Origin of the sequence: Flavihumibacter sp. CACIAM 22H1 (genome assembly GCF_001601815.1) — a bacterium.
GTDB lineage: Bacteria > Bacteroidota > Bacteroidia > Chitinophagales > Chitinophagaceae > Flavihumibacter.
Genome location: NZ_LUKG01000028.1, coordinates 21,193 through 37,571, shown reverse-complemented (window position 1 = coordinate 37,571; position 16,379 = coordinate 21,193). Strand labels below are relative to the sequence as shown.

Annotated in this window: 15 protein-coding genes; 9 read left to right on the top strand and 6 right to left on the bottom strand. The window is 46.3% G+C overall.

Annotated elements, in window-relative coordinates; translation table 11 throughout:
* On the top strand, nucleotides 1–776 hold a 776-nt coding region (locus tag A1D16_RS09850; protein WP_290709191.1), incomplete at its 5' end, for an agmatine/peptidylarginine deiminase.
* Nucleotides 777–1,016: 240 nt separating this feature from the next.
* Nucleotides 1,017–1,526: a fasciclin domain-containing protein gene (locus A1D16_RS09845; RefSeq protein ID WP_290709190.1), complete on the top strand. Its 510-nt coding sequence runs from the start codon at nucleotides 1,017–1,019 to the stop codon at nucleotides 1,524–1,526.
* A 7-nt stretch (nucleotides 1,527–1,533) separates the two neighbouring features.
* Here A1D16_RS09845 and A1D16_RS09840 read toward each other — a convergent pair whose 3' ends face one another.
* The gene (locus tag A1D16_RS09840) at nucleotides 1,534–2,118 is read right to left on the bottom strand and encodes a methyltransferase (protein ID WP_290709189.1); all 585 of its coding nucleotides are present in this window, start codon (nucleotides 2,116–2,118) and stop codon (nucleotides 1,534–1,536) included.
* Nucleotides 2,119–2,273: 155 nt separating this feature from the next.
* Here A1D16_RS09840 and A1D16_RS09835 point away from each other — a divergent pair, with 155 nt between their 5' ends.
* The 3 genes from A1D16_RS09835 to A1D16_RS09825 all read left to right on the top strand — a co-directional run bounded on the left by A1D16_RS09835 (nucleotide 2,274) and on the right by A1D16_RS09825 (nucleotide 5,946).
* Entirely contained in the window at nucleotides 2,274–3,428 is a 1,155-nt protein-coding gene (locus A1D16_RS09835; protein ID WP_290709188.1) for an acyl-CoA dehydrogenase, read from the top strand.
* Between the two features lie 89 nt (nucleotides 3,429–3,517).
* Nucleotides 3,518–4,219, top strand: a complete 702-nt coding sequence (locus A1D16_RS09830; RefSeq protein WP_290709187.1) for a YggS family pyridoxal phosphate-dependent enzyme — start codon at nucleotides 3,518–3,520, stop codon at nucleotides 4,217–4,219.
* 50 nt (nucleotides 4,220–4,269) lie between these two features.
* Entirely contained in the window at nucleotides 4,270–5,946 is a 1,677-nt protein-coding gene (locus A1D16_RS09825) for a glutamine--tRNA ligase/YqeY domain fusion protein (RefSeq protein ID WP_290709186.1), read from the top strand.
* A 6-nt stretch (nucleotides 5,947–5,952) separates the two neighbouring features.
* Here A1D16_RS09825 and A1D16_RS09820 read toward each other — a convergent pair whose 3' ends face one another.
* The 4 genes from A1D16_RS09820 to A1D16_RS09805 all read right to left on the bottom strand — a co-directional run bounded on the left by A1D16_RS09820 (nucleotide 5,953) and on the right by A1D16_RS09805 (nucleotide 10,021).
* The gene (locus A1D16_RS09820) at nucleotides 5,953–6,501 is read right to left on the bottom strand and encodes a GNAT family N-acetyltransferase (RefSeq protein WP_290709185.1); all 549 of its coding nucleotides are present in this window, start codon (nucleotides 6,499–6,501) and stop codon (nucleotides 5,953–5,955) included.
* Between the two features lie 2 nt (nucleotides 6,502–6,503).
* On the bottom strand, nucleotides 6,504–7,841 hold the full coding sequence (locus A1D16_RS09815) for an amidohydrolase (protein WP_290709184.1): 1,338 nt from the start codon (nucleotides 7,839–7,841) through the stop codon (nucleotides 6,504–6,506).
* 62 nt (nucleotides 7,842–7,903) lie between these two features.
* Nucleotides 7,904–9,469, bottom strand: coding sequence for a methylmalonyl-CoA mutase family protein (locus A1D16_RS09810; protein ID WP_290709183.1), 1,566 nt, complete (start codon nucleotides 9,467–9,469; stop codon nucleotides 7,904–7,906).
* An 18-nt stretch (nucleotides 9,470–9,487) separates the two neighbouring features.
* Complete coding sequence (locus tag A1D16_RS09805) at nucleotides 9,488–10,021, bottom strand: hypothetical protein (RefSeq protein WP_290709182.1); 534 nt, start codon at nucleotides 10,019–10,021, stop codon at nucleotides 9,488–9,490.
* A 145-nt stretch (nucleotides 10,022–10,166) separates the two neighbouring features.
* Between A1D16_RS09805 and A1D16_RS09800 the strand changes: the two genes are divergently transcribed.
* A complete protein-coding gene (locus tag A1D16_RS09800; protein ID WP_290709181.1) occupies nucleotides 10,167–10,511 on the top strand; it encodes an iron-sulfur cluster assembly accessory protein in 345 nt (114 codons plus the stop codon).
* A 94-nt stretch (nucleotides 10,512–10,605) separates the two neighbouring features.
* Here the strand turns inward: A1D16_RS09800 and secDF are convergent, their stop codons facing one another.
* A complete protein-coding gene (secDF, locus tag A1D16_RS09795) occupies nucleotides 10,606–13,716 on the bottom strand; it encodes a protein translocase subunit SecDF (protein WP_290709180.1) in 3,111 nt (1,036 codons plus the stop codon).
* Between the two features lie 180 nt (nucleotides 13,717–13,896).
* Between secDF and A1D16_RS09790 the strand changes: the two genes are divergently transcribed.
* The 3 genes from A1D16_RS09790 to A1D16_RS09780 all read left to right on the top strand — a co-directional run.
* Nucleotides 13,897–14,616, top strand: a complete 720-nt coding sequence (locus A1D16_RS09790) for a DUF4397 domain-containing protein (protein ID WP_290709179.1) — start codon at nucleotides 13,897–13,899, stop codon at nucleotides 14,614–14,616.
* Nucleotides 14,617–14,694: 78 nt separating this feature from the next.
* A complete protein-coding gene (locus A1D16_RS09785; RefSeq protein ID WP_290709178.1) occupies nucleotides 14,695–15,885 on the top strand; it encodes a pyridoxal phosphate-dependent aminotransferase in 1,191 nt (396 codons plus the stop codon).
* Nucleotides 15,886–16,017: 132 nt separating this feature from the next.
* A partial coding sequence (locus tag A1D16_RS09780) for a response regulator (protein ID WP_290709177.1) occupies nucleotides 16,018–16,379 on the top strand: 362 nt, incomplete at its 3' end.

Genomic DNA, 16,379 nt, shown 5'->3' with positions numbered 1-16,379 from the left:
TTCCTACAAATGATGCCTGGTGCAGGGATCATGGGCCGGCTTTCCTCATCAACCCGGCAGCCGAACAAAAAAAACTGGTAGTTGATTGGGGCTATAATGCCTGGGGTGGAAAATATCCTCCCTTTGACCTGGACGATGTTATTCCAACGCGGATTGCCGAACATTTTGGTTGGCCGGTCTATCACCCGGGAATTGTAATGGAAGGTGGTTCTGTAGAGTTTAATGGAGCGGGCACCGTGTTAACGAGTACGGCCTGTTTGTTAAACCCGAACCGTAATCCAACGCTTAGCCAGGAAAAGATTGAATGGTACCTGCAACAGTATTATGGAGTGCAGCAGGTTTTGTGGGTGGAGGAAGGTATTGTGGGTGATGATACCGATGGGCATATTGATGATACGGTACGGTTTGTAACGGAGGATACGGTGCTGACCGTCATTGAAACGAATAAACAGGACGAGAATTATGAGTTACTGCAAACCAATCTGAAGCAACTCCGGCAAATGCGTCTGTTGAATGGCAAACAGCTGAATATTGTAGAATTGCCCATGCCGGATGAATTGGTGTATGATGACCAGCGGCTGCCTTGTTCGTATGCTAATTTTTACATTGCGAACAACTATGTTATAGTGCCAACGTTCCGCTGTTCCAAAGATGAGCAGGCGTTGCGGATCATCCAGGATTGTTTTATGGATAGGGAGGTAATTGGCATTGATTCCACCGAAATCATCTGGGGTTTGGGAAGTTTCCACTGCCTGAGCCAACAGGAACCCGTTTAGACGTCAGACAGGTGTTAGAACAGCGTTCTAACACCTGTCTGACGTCTAAACATTCCATCCCTGCTCCATCCATCTCTTCCACAGCTGATAAAATATTGCAAAAGCCTGCAGAAATCCCCTGATTTGGGATGATGAAAGAGAACCATGCTTGTTTTCAACGGTTAATTCTTAGCTAATGAAACACACCAAGGGCCCTGGTATGTAGTCATCAATTTATCATTCTACCATCAAAAATTTCGTATGAAAAAGTTTTTTCTTTTGCTATTGACCAGTGCTGCCTCTATATTAACAACGCAGGCACAATCTAAAGACATTGTAGGCGTGGCAGCAGGAAGCGCCGATCATTCCACGCTTGTAGCAGCTGTTAAAGCAGCTGACCTGGTAGGAACTTTGCAGGGCGCCGGTCCATTTACCGTATTTGCACCAACTAATGCAGCATTCGGTAAATTACCTGCAGGAACAGTAGAAGGGCTATTAAAACCCGAAGCAAAACCTACGCTAACAAAAATTCTGACCTATCACGTTGTTGCCGGAAAGCTCGATGCGGCAGCTGTTTTAAAAGCGATTAAATCGGGTGGAGGTAAAGCGGTATTAACAACCGTAAGTGGTGGTAAATTAACTGCCAGCTTAGACGGTGGTAAGGTTAAATTAACCGATGAAACCGGTGCAACAGCCTGGGTAACAGCTACCGATCTTAAAGCCACTAATGGTGTAATTCATGTAATTGATTCGGTGGTTATGCCGAAATAAAAGCTGGTTATTTTTTTAACCGTATAAAGAGCTCAGTACCCAGCCGGGGATTAATTGAATTGTAACAAGGTTCCATTAATCGCCGGCTGAACTCTTTTTGAAACAGCGATTCGTATTCTTCTATCGAACCACCGAAGGGAGGGCCGCCTACAAAAGAGCGGTTGAAAAGAACCCCTGCTAAGATTCCTTCCGGCGCAAGCAGCGCAGCCATCTGGCTCACATAATCGGGTCGTAATGAAGGATCCAGGGCGCAGAAAAAAGTTTGCTCCAGGATCAGGTCGAATTGTCCGGATAGGCTGAAAAAATTGCCGGTGAGGATTTTTAGTTCCTTATCCACCCAGTTATTAAATCGCCGGCCTAAGGCCGCTGTCAAAGAGGGAGCAATATCAATTACGGTAATATTTTTAAACCCTGCCTTTAATAGATATTCCACTTCATAGGCATTGCCGCAACCGGGAATCAGAATACGGCTATTCCTATCCGTTACCTGGTCTATATAAGCGGTAAGGGGAGGAGAAGCAAATCCGATATCCCAACCTGTTTCTGACCGGTTGTAGCGTTCATTCCAATAGTCTGTTCCGAGTGTTGACATGTGACAAAATTAAGCGATCTGGCCGGTCAAATTTACAAGTAAATGACTGGAAATGAAATAGTTGCAAACTGAACCATTTTTTTTGTAGAAAATAGCTAACAAACGTTAGTTGCAAGCATTTTTCTATTATTTTTGCTGCACTTTAACCCAATCCCATGCAGTTTCAGTTGACAGAAGAACAATTAATGATCCAGAAAGCAGCCCGGGATTTTGCACTACAACAGTGTTTGCCGGGGGTAATTGAGCGGGATGAAAAACAACTGTTTCCGAAAGAACAGGTTATGCAACTGGCAGACCTGGGATTTATGGGAATGATGGTGGACCCGGCTTACGGAGGTGCAGGAATGGACACAATTAGTTATGTGCTGGCAATGGAAGAAATTAGCAAGGTAGATGCCAGTGTTAGTGTATGCATGAGCGTTAACAACAGCCTGGTTTGCTGGGGGCTCGAAGCCTATGGTAATGAAGACCAGAAAAAACAATACCTGACCCCACTTGCGCAGGGGAAAAAGGACGGAGAGCTCTACATCGGGGCATTCCTCTTAAGCGAACCGGAAGCAGGCAGTGATGCCAGTTCTCAGCGGACAACCGCAGAAGATAAGGGCGACTATTATTTATTGAACGGAACCAAGAACTGGATCACCAATGGCTCATCGGCTTCGGTTTATTTGGTGATTGCACAAACCGATGTAACAAAAGGCCCGGCAGGTATCAATGTATTTATTGTCGAAAAGAACTGGCCGGGTGTAAGTGTAGGTGCAAAAGAAAACAAGATGGGCATTCGGGGCAGCGATACACATAGCATTTCTTTTACAGACGTAAAAGTGCCCAAAGAAAACCGGATCGGCGAAGAAGGGTTTGGATTTAAATTTGCAATGAAGACACTTGCAGGTGGAAGAATTGGAATAGCTTCGCAGGCCCTGGGTATTGCAAGTGGAGCATTTGAACGATCCCTGGCCTATGCCAAACAACGGAAAGCCTTTGGGAAGGAAATAATGCAGCACCAGGCAATTCAGTTCAAACTGGCAGATATGGCTACTAAAGTGGAAGCAGCCCGTTTGCTATGCCTGAAAGCAGCCTGGGAAAAGGATAACAAAAAGGATTATACCCTAAGTAGTTCAATGGCAAAAGTATTTGCTTCCGAAGCAGCTATGTGGATAGCAACAGAAGCTGTTCAGATACACGGCGGCTATGGATATGTTAAGGAATACCACGTTGAACGATTGATGCGCGATGCCAAGATCACCCAGATATATGAGGGTACTTCGGAAGTGCAGCGTATTGTAATCGGTCGTTCCGTATTAAAATAGGTTTGGTTTTGCTTGCTTGAGCGCCTCTTCGTAAGAAGGGCGCTTTTTTTGTGACCAGTGAATGGTAAATGCTTTCTTATCTTCGCCTTATGGCAATTAACCTGCAGCATTACCGGCAACTTATCCAGGAATGTAAAGAAAAACAAGCAACCCTGGTAGCTGTCAGTAAAATTAAACCGCCCGCAGATATACAGGCGCTTTATGACGCCGGACAAAGAGATTTTGGCGAAAACTACGTACAGGAACTGGTAGAAAAACAAGCGCAACTGCCAGGTGATATAAACTGGCATTTTATTGGACACCTGCAATCGAACAAGGTAAAATTACTGGTGCCCTTTGTACACCTGGTGCATGGGGTAGACAGTCTTAAACTGTTGAAAGAGATCAGCAAACAGGCTATCAAAATCAATCGCCGGGTAAATTGTCTGCTCCAGGTTTTTATTGCCCGGGAAACCACTAAATTCGGCATGGATGAAATGGATCTGAAAGCGGTGGTGGAGGCCGTTCAGGCAGACCCGGAAGCTTTTAAAGGCGTGCGAATAAGAGGAATGATGGGCATGGCTTCGAATACATCCGATCAGGACCAGGTGCGGCAGGAGTTTCGCCAACTGGTAGAATGGTCAAAAAAATACCTGCCAGTTATCAGTTCCGTCACTGACCGGCAGGAAAAAAAGGAGCAACCCCTGCTCAGTTTTGGGATGAGCGGCGATTACCAGATAGCCCTTGAAGAGGGTTCCAACATGATCCGCGTTGGCAGTTTACTCTTTGGCGCCCGCAATTATGCCCGCTGACCCTAAGCGAAAAGAGCGTAAATTTGCCCTTCCAAAGGAATTTTTACACTATGAGCGAAATCAAGAAAGAAGAAGAGAAAGGCCTCAACTTTATAGAAGAAATAATTGAAGCAGACCTGGCTTCGGGAAAATACGCCTCCATTGTTACCCGTTTTCCTCCCGAACCCAATGGATACCTGCATATTGGACATGCGTCCAGTATTTGCTTGAATTTCGGACTCACTAAAAAATACCCGGGCTACACCAACCTTCGGTTCGACGATACCAATCCGGTTACAGAAGACACGGAATATGTAGAAAGCATTAAAGAAGACATTAAATGGCTGGGTTTTACCTGGAAGAACGAGTTGTTTGCTTCTGATTATTTTGATCAATTGTATGCATTTGCACTTTTGCTGATTAAAAAAGGATTGGCTTATGTAGATGATTCCAGTTCGGAAGAAATTGCTGCCATGAAAGGTACTACCACGCAGCCAGGTACCAATAGCCCCTTTCGGGATCGCCCGGTGGAAGAAAACCTCGATTTGTTTGCACGCATGAAGGCCGGGGAGTTCGCTGACGGAACCCGCACACTGCGGGCAAAAATTGATATGGCGCATCCCAATATGATCATGCGTGATCCGGTGCTCTATCGCATCAAACATGCCCATCACCACCGAACCGGCGATGCCTGGTGCATTTATCCGATGTATGATTTCGCTCACGGCCAGTCCGATTCCATTGAAAAAGTGACCCACTCTCTGTGTACCATGGAATTTGTTCCGCACCGCGAATTATACGATTGGTGTATTGCGCAATTGGAGATCTATCCCTCGCATCAATATGAATTCGCCCGTCGTAACCTGAACTACACGGTTACGAGTAAACGAAAATTGCTGCAACTCGTAAACGAGAAACATGTTACAGGATGGGATGATCCCCGCATGCCAACCATCTCCGGTTTGCGCAGAAGAGGGTATACACCGTTCAGTATCCGCGATTTCTGTGAGCGCATCGGTATTGCCAAAAGGGAAAACATGATTGATGTGTCCCTGCTGGAATTTTGCGTACGGGAAGACCTGAATAAAATTGCGCTTCGCCGAATGGTTGTATTCGATCCGTTGAAAGTTATCCTTACCAACTATCCCGAAGGGCAGGAGGAAATGCTGCAGAGCGAAGACAATCCGGAAGCGGAAACGGTTTCCCTCCGGGATATTCCGTTTTGCCGGGAGTTGTATATTGAGCGGGAAGACTTCATGGAAGTGGCACCGAAAAAATTCTTTCGCCTGGCACCCGGACAAATGGTGCGTCTGAAAAGCGCCTACATTATCCGCTGCGATGAGGTGGTGAAAGATGAAACTGGCAATGTTACCGAACTGCATTGTTCGTATATCCCAGAGAGTAGGAGTGGTTCAGACAGCTCCGGCATTAATGTAAAAGGTACCCTGCATTGGGTTAGTGCCAAACATGCTGTATCGGCAGAAATAAGATTGTATGATCGCCTGTTCAGGGTGGAAGATCCATCCAGTGAAGAAGGCGATTTCAAATCCTATATCAATCCCGATTCACTGCAGGTGATCGATCATGTATACGCAGAGCCGGCATTGCTGAAATCGCGCTTTGACGAGCGGTACCAGTTTCTACGAAAAGGGTATTTCTGTTTGGATAAGGATACCAGTGAAGAAAAACTCGTGTTTAACCGCACAGTTACACTAAAGGACACCTGGGCAAAGGAACAAAAGAAATAAAAGGCGTCAGGACCAGTCCCAGGCAATTACATTCCAGGGGCCGGATTCATCTGCATACGAATGAATAACCTCGAAACCCATCTTAGTATGGGCTGTCATGGAACGCTTATTCAGGGGCGATACTTCGGTGATCAGAACGTCAAACTGCGCACGAAAATACCTGGCATGCGCCTGGTATAATCCCTGGAAAACGCCCTGTCCACGAAATGCCTGGTCCACGCAGATCTGCCCCATGTAATAATAGCGTTGCCTGCTAATAGGAAGGCCCTTAAAGGACAGGTTTTGTAAGCTGTTGTACATGCTCTCCAATTCAGGGAAAGCAGGCATACATTCAATCGCCAGCGATAATGCATACCCGGCTAGTTGATTTCCTTCCACGGCAATTACAGAAGGCATTACTGCATGCATTTGCTGCAACAAGGATAGGTTGTGCTGCAGGGTAACAAATCCCTGGCTTTCTTTGGTGGCAGCATCCAGGTATTGTTTTAGGTTGGCTTTTTGCAAGGTCAGAATCTGCTGCATTTCGGCCGCACTCTTTACCAGTTGGTATTCCATGGCTAAAAAGCTTTCTTGGCTGCGTTTGCTTTTTGTTTGGTATGCTGTGTGGCATAATCAAATACCAGGTAACAAAACGCTTTAACACCTACATCTAACTGGCTGTCCTCGATATAAAAATCGGGGGTATGGTGGCCCGGCGCAGTAGCCGGGTCGGTACCTGCCGGCATACCACCCAGGTTAAAAAATAAGGCAGGTGCTTTTTCGCCAAAAAAAGAAAAATCTTCCGCCCCTGTTGTCCAGGATTGGGTTTGTACCCTATCCTTTCCTGCAGCTTTTTGGAGTGATGGAACCATACTGTTGGTAAGTGCTGAATCATTGCTTGTTACCAGTGTTTTGGTATCAATGGAGATATCTACTTTTGCGCCGCTTGCCGCAGCAATGCTTTCGGCCGTTTTTCGAAGGCGCGCATGTACATCTTTTTGCATGTCTGCATCAAGCGTACGGATGGTTCCTTCCAGGATGGCTTCTTCGGGTATGATATTGCTTCTTACGCCACTATGAAATTTCCCAACGGTTATTACCACCGGTGCTTTTACAATGTTTTCCTGGCGGCTCACAATGGTTTGCAGGCCTGCAATGATCTGAGTACCCACTACTATGGGATCAATGCTTCCCCAGGGCGCTGAACCATGCGCCTGTTTGCCTTTGATTTTTATAGTAAACCAATCGGAGGAGGCCATGAAAGGTCCGGGTTTATAACGGATAGAGCCACTTTCGATGGAAGATGAAATATGTAAGCCGAAGATGGCATCTACTTTCGGATTGTCCATGGCCCCTTCTTTGATCATTAGAGGAGCACCCCCTTCTTCCTCCCCGGGAGGTCCTTCTTCCGCTGGCTGAAAAATGAATTTGATCGTACCTGCAATATCTTTTTTTAACGAGGCCAGCACTTCTGCTGTGCCCATCAGTATTGCTACGTGGCTATCATGGCCACAGGCATGCATAACCGGAACAGTTTGTCCCATGTATTCGGCCTGTACGGTGGATTTAAACGGAAGATCTACCCGCTCTTCTACTGGCAGGGCATCCATATCTGCTCGTAAAGCAATAACAGGACCGGGTTTACCTCCTTTCAGTAAGCCTACCACCCCCGTTTTAGCTACTTTTTCCTGTACTTCAATACCGAGCGACCGCAGGTGAGCGGCAATGTATTCCATGGTTTTTGTTTCCCTGTTACTGAGCTCTGGGTATTGATGTAAATGGCGTCTCCATTCGATCAGTTTAGGTAAAACCTGTTTAGCTTTCGCCTGTATAGTTGTTTCTATACCGGGTTGAGCCTGTAAAATGAACGTGGAGGAGAGCGCTATCAGCAATAGTACCGGAAAATGAATTCGCATAGTATTCAGTTGTGGTCCGGTAATTTAAGCAAATCTGCTTGTATAGGAAAATGAAGCCCTGCTTATCGGTGCTCTCCGAATACACTGCGTAGTTCATCCGCAATTTCCCCGAGGGTACATTTTTGTTCCACTGCTTCAATAACTGCGGGCATTATGTTTTCACCGGATGCTGCTTTATCGTTCAGGTTTTGCAGTACCTGATCTACCAGGGCAGGGTTACGGTTGTTTTTAAGGGCATTTAGTTTCTGGGTTTGTACCTGGCGGATGGAATCATCAATTTTAAACAGTGGAATGGGCTCTTCTGATTTAAGTTGAAATTTATTGACGCCGACAATTATTTTTTCTCCCTTCTCAATTCCTTTTTGGTATTCATAAGCGCTTCTGGCAATTTCATCCTGCATAAATCCCTGTTCAATAGCGGTTACACTACCGCCCATGGCATCAATGCGGGCTATCAGGGCAAAAGCCTGTTCTTCGAGTTGTTGTGTCAGCGCTTCCACAAAATAGGAGCCAGCCAGCGGGTCAACGGTATCTGCTACGCCGCTTTCGAAGGCAACAATTTGCTGGGTTCTCAGCGCTATCCGTGCAGCTTCTTCCGTCGGCAGGGACAGCGCTTCATCATACCCATTGGTATGAAGTGATTGGGTTCCTCCTAATACAGCGGCAAGGGTTTGGAGGGTAACCCGGCTTATATTATTATGGGGTTGTTGTGCCGTTAAGGTACTTCCCCCGGTTTGCGTGTGAAAACGCAGCATCATGGCTTTGGGATCTGTGGCACCCAATTCTTTCATAATGCTTGCCCACATGCGGCGGGCGGCCCTGAACTTGGCAACTTCTTCAAAGAGGTTATTGTGTGCGTTGAAAAAGAAAGACAAGCGTTTCCCAAACACATTGATATCAAGGCCCCGTTCTTTTGCTGCCTGCACATAGGCTTTGCCGTTAGAGAGTGTAAAAGCTATTTCCTGAACAGCAGAAGACCCCGCTTCACGAATATGGTAGCCCGAAATTGAGATGGTATTCCATTTTGGTAAGGAACTGCTGCACCATTCAAAAATATCGGTGATAATACGCATGGAGGGTTTCGGCGGATAGATATAAGTGCCTCTTGCCGCATATTCTTTCAGTATATCATTCTGGATGGTACCACTGATTTTTGTGAGGTCTGCCCCCTGTAGTTTAGCCAATGCAACATAAAAAGAGAGCAGGATAAAACCGGTTGCATTGATGGTCATGGAAGTGCTTACAGATTCCAGGCGGATGCCATCAAAAAGCACCTGCATATCTTCCAGGCTGTCGATCGCTACGCCCACTTTTCCTACTTCGCCTTCGGCCATGGAATGGTCACTGTCATACCCGATTTGTGTGGGCAGGTCAAAAGCCACGGATAGGCCGGACACTCCTTGCGACAAGAGGTAATGGTATCGTTTATTACTTTCTTCTGCCGTGGAAAAACCAGCGTATTGGCGCATGGTCCATTGTTTACCGCGGTACATATCAGGTTGAACTCCCCGGGTAAACGGAAACTCCCCCGGTTGTTCCCCCTGCTTCCACCCGGCCGGAAGATCTTCGGGATAATACACCGGTTTGATTTCAATTCCGCTGTCTGTTGTGATCTTTTTTTCTGCCATAACAATCGTTTAATTCCATCAGCTCAATAACTTCTTGGCTTCGTAGCTGAGTGCTTCCTGTACCAGTCCGTGCATAGATCCCTGCGGTTGGTTCATAACAAATTCAACTATTTTTTTGTTGAACTCAAGGCCGCTCAGGTCGTCTGGTAATATGGCCCCCAGTTGGTTTACGATCATAATATTCTGCTCTTTGAGGTTACGAATCGCATCCCAGGCAGCAGCGCTTACATAAATCTGTTGGGAAAGATTGTATTCAAATTCCTGTTTAATGGTTTGTGTAAGCAATTGTTGCATACTACGTTTATCAAAGGAAGGATCGTTGGTTCGGCTGATGAGGTTAGGCAGCGCTATTCTGTCGGCCAGGATTACAAGCCGCTCATATGCTGCCAGCTGCATTTGTTTAGAGGGGCCGTTTTCCTTTTGTGCCTCTGCCGGTGCTGCCTTGGTGGCAGCCGCAATGGAATTTTTATCTTTTCGGTAGAAATAAAGGTAGAGTCCGACAAATCCAAGTAAAACAACGCCGGCAATAATCGATACAGTGGTATTATCCATGATTCTATGCTATTAAGTAACAAATTTAACAGCTTGTTGGGCACCACAAAGTTTTTTTGCTGGTTCACCGGTTTGGCACCCTCTGTCGGGTGCCACCGGACCGGTGGAGGAAAATTGTTATTTTTGTAGAAATAAATCGGAAAGTATGGAAACAGCAATGGAAACGCCGGTTAGAATGACAGCAGGAGCGCTGGCAGAAATAAGGCGGCTGATGCAGGATCCTGGTTTTGATAAAAGCCAGGTATTAAGGGTTGGCGTGAAAGGAGGTGGTTGTTCCGGAATGAGTTATATCCTCGGGTTCGACAACACAGCGGAAGGGGACGAACAGTTTATCATCGAAGATATTCCCTGCACCATGAATAAATCACATGGCATTTACCTGATGGGTATGGAAATTGACTGGCAGGATGGACTGAATAACCGGGGATTCACTTTTACGAACCCCAATGCCAGCAAAACCTGTGGTTGCGGAACCTCCTTTGCCGTATAAAACACGGAAAGGGGTATCTCATTTCTTTTAATTGCCCCCGATAAAAAAAGCCGTTCGCAATTGCGAACGGCTTTTTTGTAGGTATATAAGTTGCTTAGGCTTTTACTGCGGGTGCAACCGGTGCAGTGGTTTTGCCTTCCAGTATTTCATTGGAATCGCCCCCCAGAGGTTTGCTCTTGCCAAAATCCACCAGGATCGGAGCCGCCACAAAAATAGAGGAGTAAACCCCGGTAATAACCCCAATCAGCATGGCAAACGCAAATCCTTTGGTTACTTCACCGCCCACCAGGAAAAGGATCAGGATGGTCAGGAATACCGTAACGGATGTCATAACGGTTCTGCTGAGGGTATCGTTGATCGATTTGTTGATGATCTGTGCGCGGGTTGCATTTTTCATGAGGTGACTATTTTCCCGGATCCGGTCAAAAACTATCACGGTATCATTTGTTGAGAAACCGATTACTGTAAGGATCGCTGCAATAAAGTGTTGGTCAATCTCTAAAGAGAAGGGCACTATATCTTTAAACAGGGAGAATACAATCAGCGTAACCAGTGCATCGTGAATCAGTGCCACGATGGTACCAAATGAATAGCGCCAGTCGCGGAAACGGATAAAGATGTACAGGAAGATGCCCAGTAGTGACCAGAAAGTAGCCCACATAGCACCGGTTTTCAGGTCATCAGAAATGGTGGGAACCACTTTCTTGGAGCCCTGTTTGTATTTCGTATCAAAATCTTCAGCAGTTGCATTGGCCGGCAGGAAGTTTTTCAACCCCTCGAATAATTTGGCCTGTACCTGTTCGTCCACTTCCGGGCCACTCTGTTCAATCAGGTAATCAGTTACGATATCGAGCTGGTTGGCACCGCCATACGTTTTAATGATAGGCGTGCTACCCAGTACTTTCTCCAGGTCATTGGCTACATCCTGCGTGGAAACGGGCTTATCAAATTTTACAATAAAGCTGCGTCCGCCACTGAATTCAACCCCCTGGTTATACCCGTTAAAAAAGGAAACAATGGCCAGGATTACGATCAGCCCGGAAATCATATAGGTGATCTTCCTGATTTTAACGTAATCAAAGTTTACGTTCTTGAACAGGTTCCGGCTTACCGTGGTGAAATATTTAAAGTGACGGTTCTTATTGGTGTAGAAATCCGTAATCATTCTGGAAACCAGGATACCACAGAAAAGACTCAGGAACAAACCAAGAATCTGCGTGGTGGCAAATCCGAGAACCGGCCCAAGTCCAAAGTAAAACAGAATGAAAGCGGTGATAAGAGAGGTGAGGTGACCATCCAATACCGGCGCCAGGGATCTGCTATAACCATCCTGTACAGCTTGCTGGTAGGATTTACCTCTGGTAAGCTCATCTTTAATCCGCTCGAAAATAACCACATTGGTATCCACTGCCATACCGATGGTCAGTACCAGACCGGCAATACCAGGCGCCGTTAAGGTTGCATTCAGTGAGCTAAGCACCCCAACGGTAAACAGCAGGTTCAGAATAAGCGAAACATTTGCTACCCAACCAGCGGTGTTGTAGTACACCAGCATCAGTATAAAAATAACCGCAAAGGAAATCAGGAAGGATAAGGAACCACCGGAAATAGCTTCCTGTCCAAGTGTGGGACCAACTACCTGCTCCTGTACAATCTTAGCCGGTGCATCCAGTTTACCACTCTTCAGGATATTTGATAAATCCTGCCCTTCCTGTACAGTGAAGGAACCAGAAATTTGTGAATTACCTCCGGTGATGGGTTCGTTTACATTCGGTGCAGAGTATACAATATCGTCCAGAACAATGGCAATGGCACGACCTACGTTATCGCCGGTCATTTTTGCCCAGATTTTCTCTCCCTGTTTACTCATTACCATGTTAACCGTAACCTGGCTGGTAACCGGGTTGAAATCCTGGAAGGCATCCGTAATATTCTCTCCTTCGAGTTTTGCTTTCTCAGAACCAGGAATGGTTTTGATACCATAGAGGGCTACAAAATCCTGGATTTTTCCGTCTGAATTTTTCTCCGGCATGCCAAATAAAAATTTCACATTACCGGGCATATTATTTTGAACAACCGGATTGTTCAGGTAGGACATTGCCAATGCGGTGTCTTTCAAGGCTACAAAACCCAGGTAAGGAGCAAATACCGGACGTCCATCCTGCCCTTGTTGTGGAGGAACAAATTGAATCGTAGCCAGAATTGGGTTAGCAGCTCTGGCTGCTTCCGGCGTTTGAGCCGCAGCTGTTTTCGACGTGTCACCGCTCTTCAGCACGTTAGCCAGGGAGGTAGTGTCAGCGTTGTTGGTTGTGTCCACCGCAACCGGTTTAACTACAGTATCAGTAGCCGGATTGCTGCCTTTCAGGTAAGCTGCCAGCGCTTTGTCGGCCGCTTCCAGGCTACGATCCAGTTCACCAATAGTGTATACTTCAAAAAATTGCAGGTTAGCTGTTGATTGAAGGTATTTACGAACCCGCTCAGGATCGCTTGCGCCGGCAAGTTCTACCGTAATAATTCCTTTGGTTTCATCCAGGCTGATATTCGGCTGTGCCACCCCGAATTTATCAATCCGCTTGGTCAATACATCGTAGGTCTGCTTCATCGCTGCTGTAGCCTGGTCTCGGATATAACGGATTACCGCATCATCTGAGGCGTCTACTTTTACCTGGTTTCTGGTACTGTTCGAAAACAGGGGCGCCAGTTTTATGCCGGGGTTAACTTCCTTGAAAGATTGCGCAAAGAGGGTAATGAAATCGGCATCGGAAGTAGCTTTTTTACGCGTTGCTTCATCCAATGCTTTTTTCAGATTTGGATCAGAGGGGTTATTACTAAGCCCTTTAATCAACCCGTCTAAAGCAACATCCATGGTAACGTTAATACCGCCCTGAAGATCCAGACCGAGCAGCAATTCGTTTTCTTTGGCTTTCTGATAACTGTGCCCCCACCAGGTAATTTTTTCATTACGGGTGCTGTCCTGCAATCGTCTTACCGTTGCTTTTTTGATCTCATTCAGTGTGTCTTGGTATTTCAGTTGGAGGTCCTGATTACCAGCATACTTTTGTTCTGGTTTAGGGTAGGTGTTCACATACCGCATTGCCTTTTCTTCGATGCCTTTTTCGTGCTGGTTCACAAACCAGGTAAAAGATAACTGGTACAGTGAAATCAGGATCAAAAAAGCAGTAAAGATGCTCACGAGTATTCTCATCGCAATACTTGTTTCGTTTTTTGTTGGTTTTTAAAGAGTGGCAAATATAGGATTTCGGATGAAATATTGACAGGATGGAGTTTTTAGAGCGCCTATCCGGAAAAAATGCGGAATTTGCAGGGCCGGAACAGCCCCGGCAAAAAGGGCAAATGCAGTCCTTAGATGTAATAAAATTTGTATATGAGGTGGAAAAGTAGTGGAATTCCGGTTTTGTTAATGGTTTTGTTGCTAGCTGGTTGCCTGAAGCAGGAAGATAAAACCGGAACTGGCCCCCGGGCCAGACTATTATTGGTAAATGCGGCCCTGGATGCAGATAAGATCAATCTGGTACTGGATGGAAGCCCTGTTGCTGCAGAAGACCTTCCTTTCGGCAGCGCAGGTGAATTGGATGGGAATGGCTATATACCGGTACGGCCCGGCATCCGCACCATTGGCTGGAAAGTAGGAGAGCAGGTGTATACCGACAATAAATTTCTACCCTGGAATGCCAATGCCTATTATACCGTGCTTGTATTTGATACAGCCCGTAATGGATTTGGTAGCTGGACAATCATCCAGGACAAACCCGAAACTACCGATACCTCGGCCCGGATCCGGTTTATAAATTGTGTAGCCGGACCAGACTCCCTCAGCGTATGGCTGATCAGCCCGGAGGATACCCTGGTAGTGGCCAGTAAAAGGGCCTATTTGGAAAGAACCGGCATTACCGCTACCGATTTCAGTGTTAATGTTGTTCCCGGAAACTGGCGCTATGAGTTATTAGATCGAAATAACCAGGTGCTGGATGGAGCCGCTTTTCCCGTAGTAGCCGGCAGCCTGTATAGCTTTATAGGTATCGGAGAAACGGGTTCAACGGGTGAAAAACGTCCCCGTTTGTTACCCATACTGCAAAAGAAATAATGCCACTAACCCGTCATTTTGTATTTTTACCAATTGTCAAGCAATCATTCAATAAACAAACCAATTTAGCAAAACAACATGTCTCTATCATCACGGTTGCAGCGCTTTAGTGAACCGGAAACGCTGCGTATGGCCAAAATGGGCCGCGAACTTCGGGCCAAAGGATTTGATGTTATCGACCTTAGTTTAGGGGAACCTGATTTTGATACGCCTGAACACATTAAAGAGGCTACCAAAAAAGCAGTGGATGAAAACTGGAGCCATTACCCGCCCGTTGCAGGTTATCCCGATCTTCGTGAAGCCGTTTGTACCAAATTAAAACGTGATAATAACCTCGATTATAAACCGGAAAATATCCTGGTATCAACCGGCGCCAAACAAAGCATTGCCAACCTGATTATGGCATTGGTAGATACGGGCGATGAGGTGGTGATCCCTACTCCTTACTGGGTATCCTATTCTGAAATTGTGAAAATGTCAGAAGGTGTGCCGGTAATGATCCGCACCAACGCTGCATCCGGGTACAAGGTAAGTGCTGCTGAAGTGGAAGCCGCAATAACCCCGAAGACAAAGCTCTTCATGTTCTCGTCTCCCTGTAACCCCACCGGTGCCGTTTACTCAAAGGAAGAACTGGCCGCATTGGCAGAGGTTTTCGTAAAACATCCCCAGGTGTATATCATGAGCGATGAAATCTATGAATACATCAACTATAATGGGAAACACGAAAGTATTGCCCAGTTTGACGCTATCAAGGACCGGGTTATCATTATCAACGGGTTAAGCAAAGGTTTTGCCATGACCGGCTATCGCCTGGGCTTTATTGCAGGAGCTCCGGAAATTGTGAAAGCCTGCGAAAAAATACAGGGGCAAATAACCAGTGGTGCAAATGCTGTAACCCAGCGGGCTGCCATAGTTGCCTTAACCACCGACCTGGCACCCAGCAAAGCCATGGTAAAGGAATTTGCAGAGCGCAAAAAAGCCATTATGCAATTATTACAGGAGCTTCCGGGCGTTACCTGTAATGAACCGGATGGCGCTTTTTACGTGTTTCCGGATATCAGCTCTTATTTCGGTAAATCAGATGGTACTACTACCGTTAACAACTCGGATGAACTTTGCTTTTATATTTTAGAAAATGCCCATGTTACAACGGTAACCGGAAAGGCATTTGGAGAAGACAAGTGCATTCGTATCGCCTTCACTAACAGCCTGCCTAAAATACGAGAGGGCATGGCCAGGATTAAGGAAGTACTCAGCAAATTGAAATAATACCATAAACACCCGGTTGTTGATCAGCCGGGTGTTTATTATTACCTGTGCCAGGAGCCCGGCTCTCAGGCCTTCCTGCAGGCAGTTTAATTTATTTATCATAATCAGACCGGAAGCGGGTATTTTTAGGATATGAAAATACTGCTGGTAGAGGATGATCAGACATTGAACCAGAATATCTGCGAAGCCCTGCAGGCTTCGGGATATACCACCCATTCTTTGTACGATGGCAGCCTTGCCGACAGGGTTTTGAGAAAAGACCTTTTTGATTGTATTATCCTGGATGTTAACCTGCCGGGAAAAAACGGTTACGAGATTTGCAAATCCTTCCGCTATTTCAACCGCGATACGCCGGTATTGATGCTGACGGCATTTGCAGAACTGGAAGATAAAGTGCAGGGCTATGACAGCGGTGCCGACGATTACCTGACCAAACCTTTTTACATGCGCGAGCTGCTGCTTCGGGTGCAGGCATTGTTAAAGCGGCAGCATAA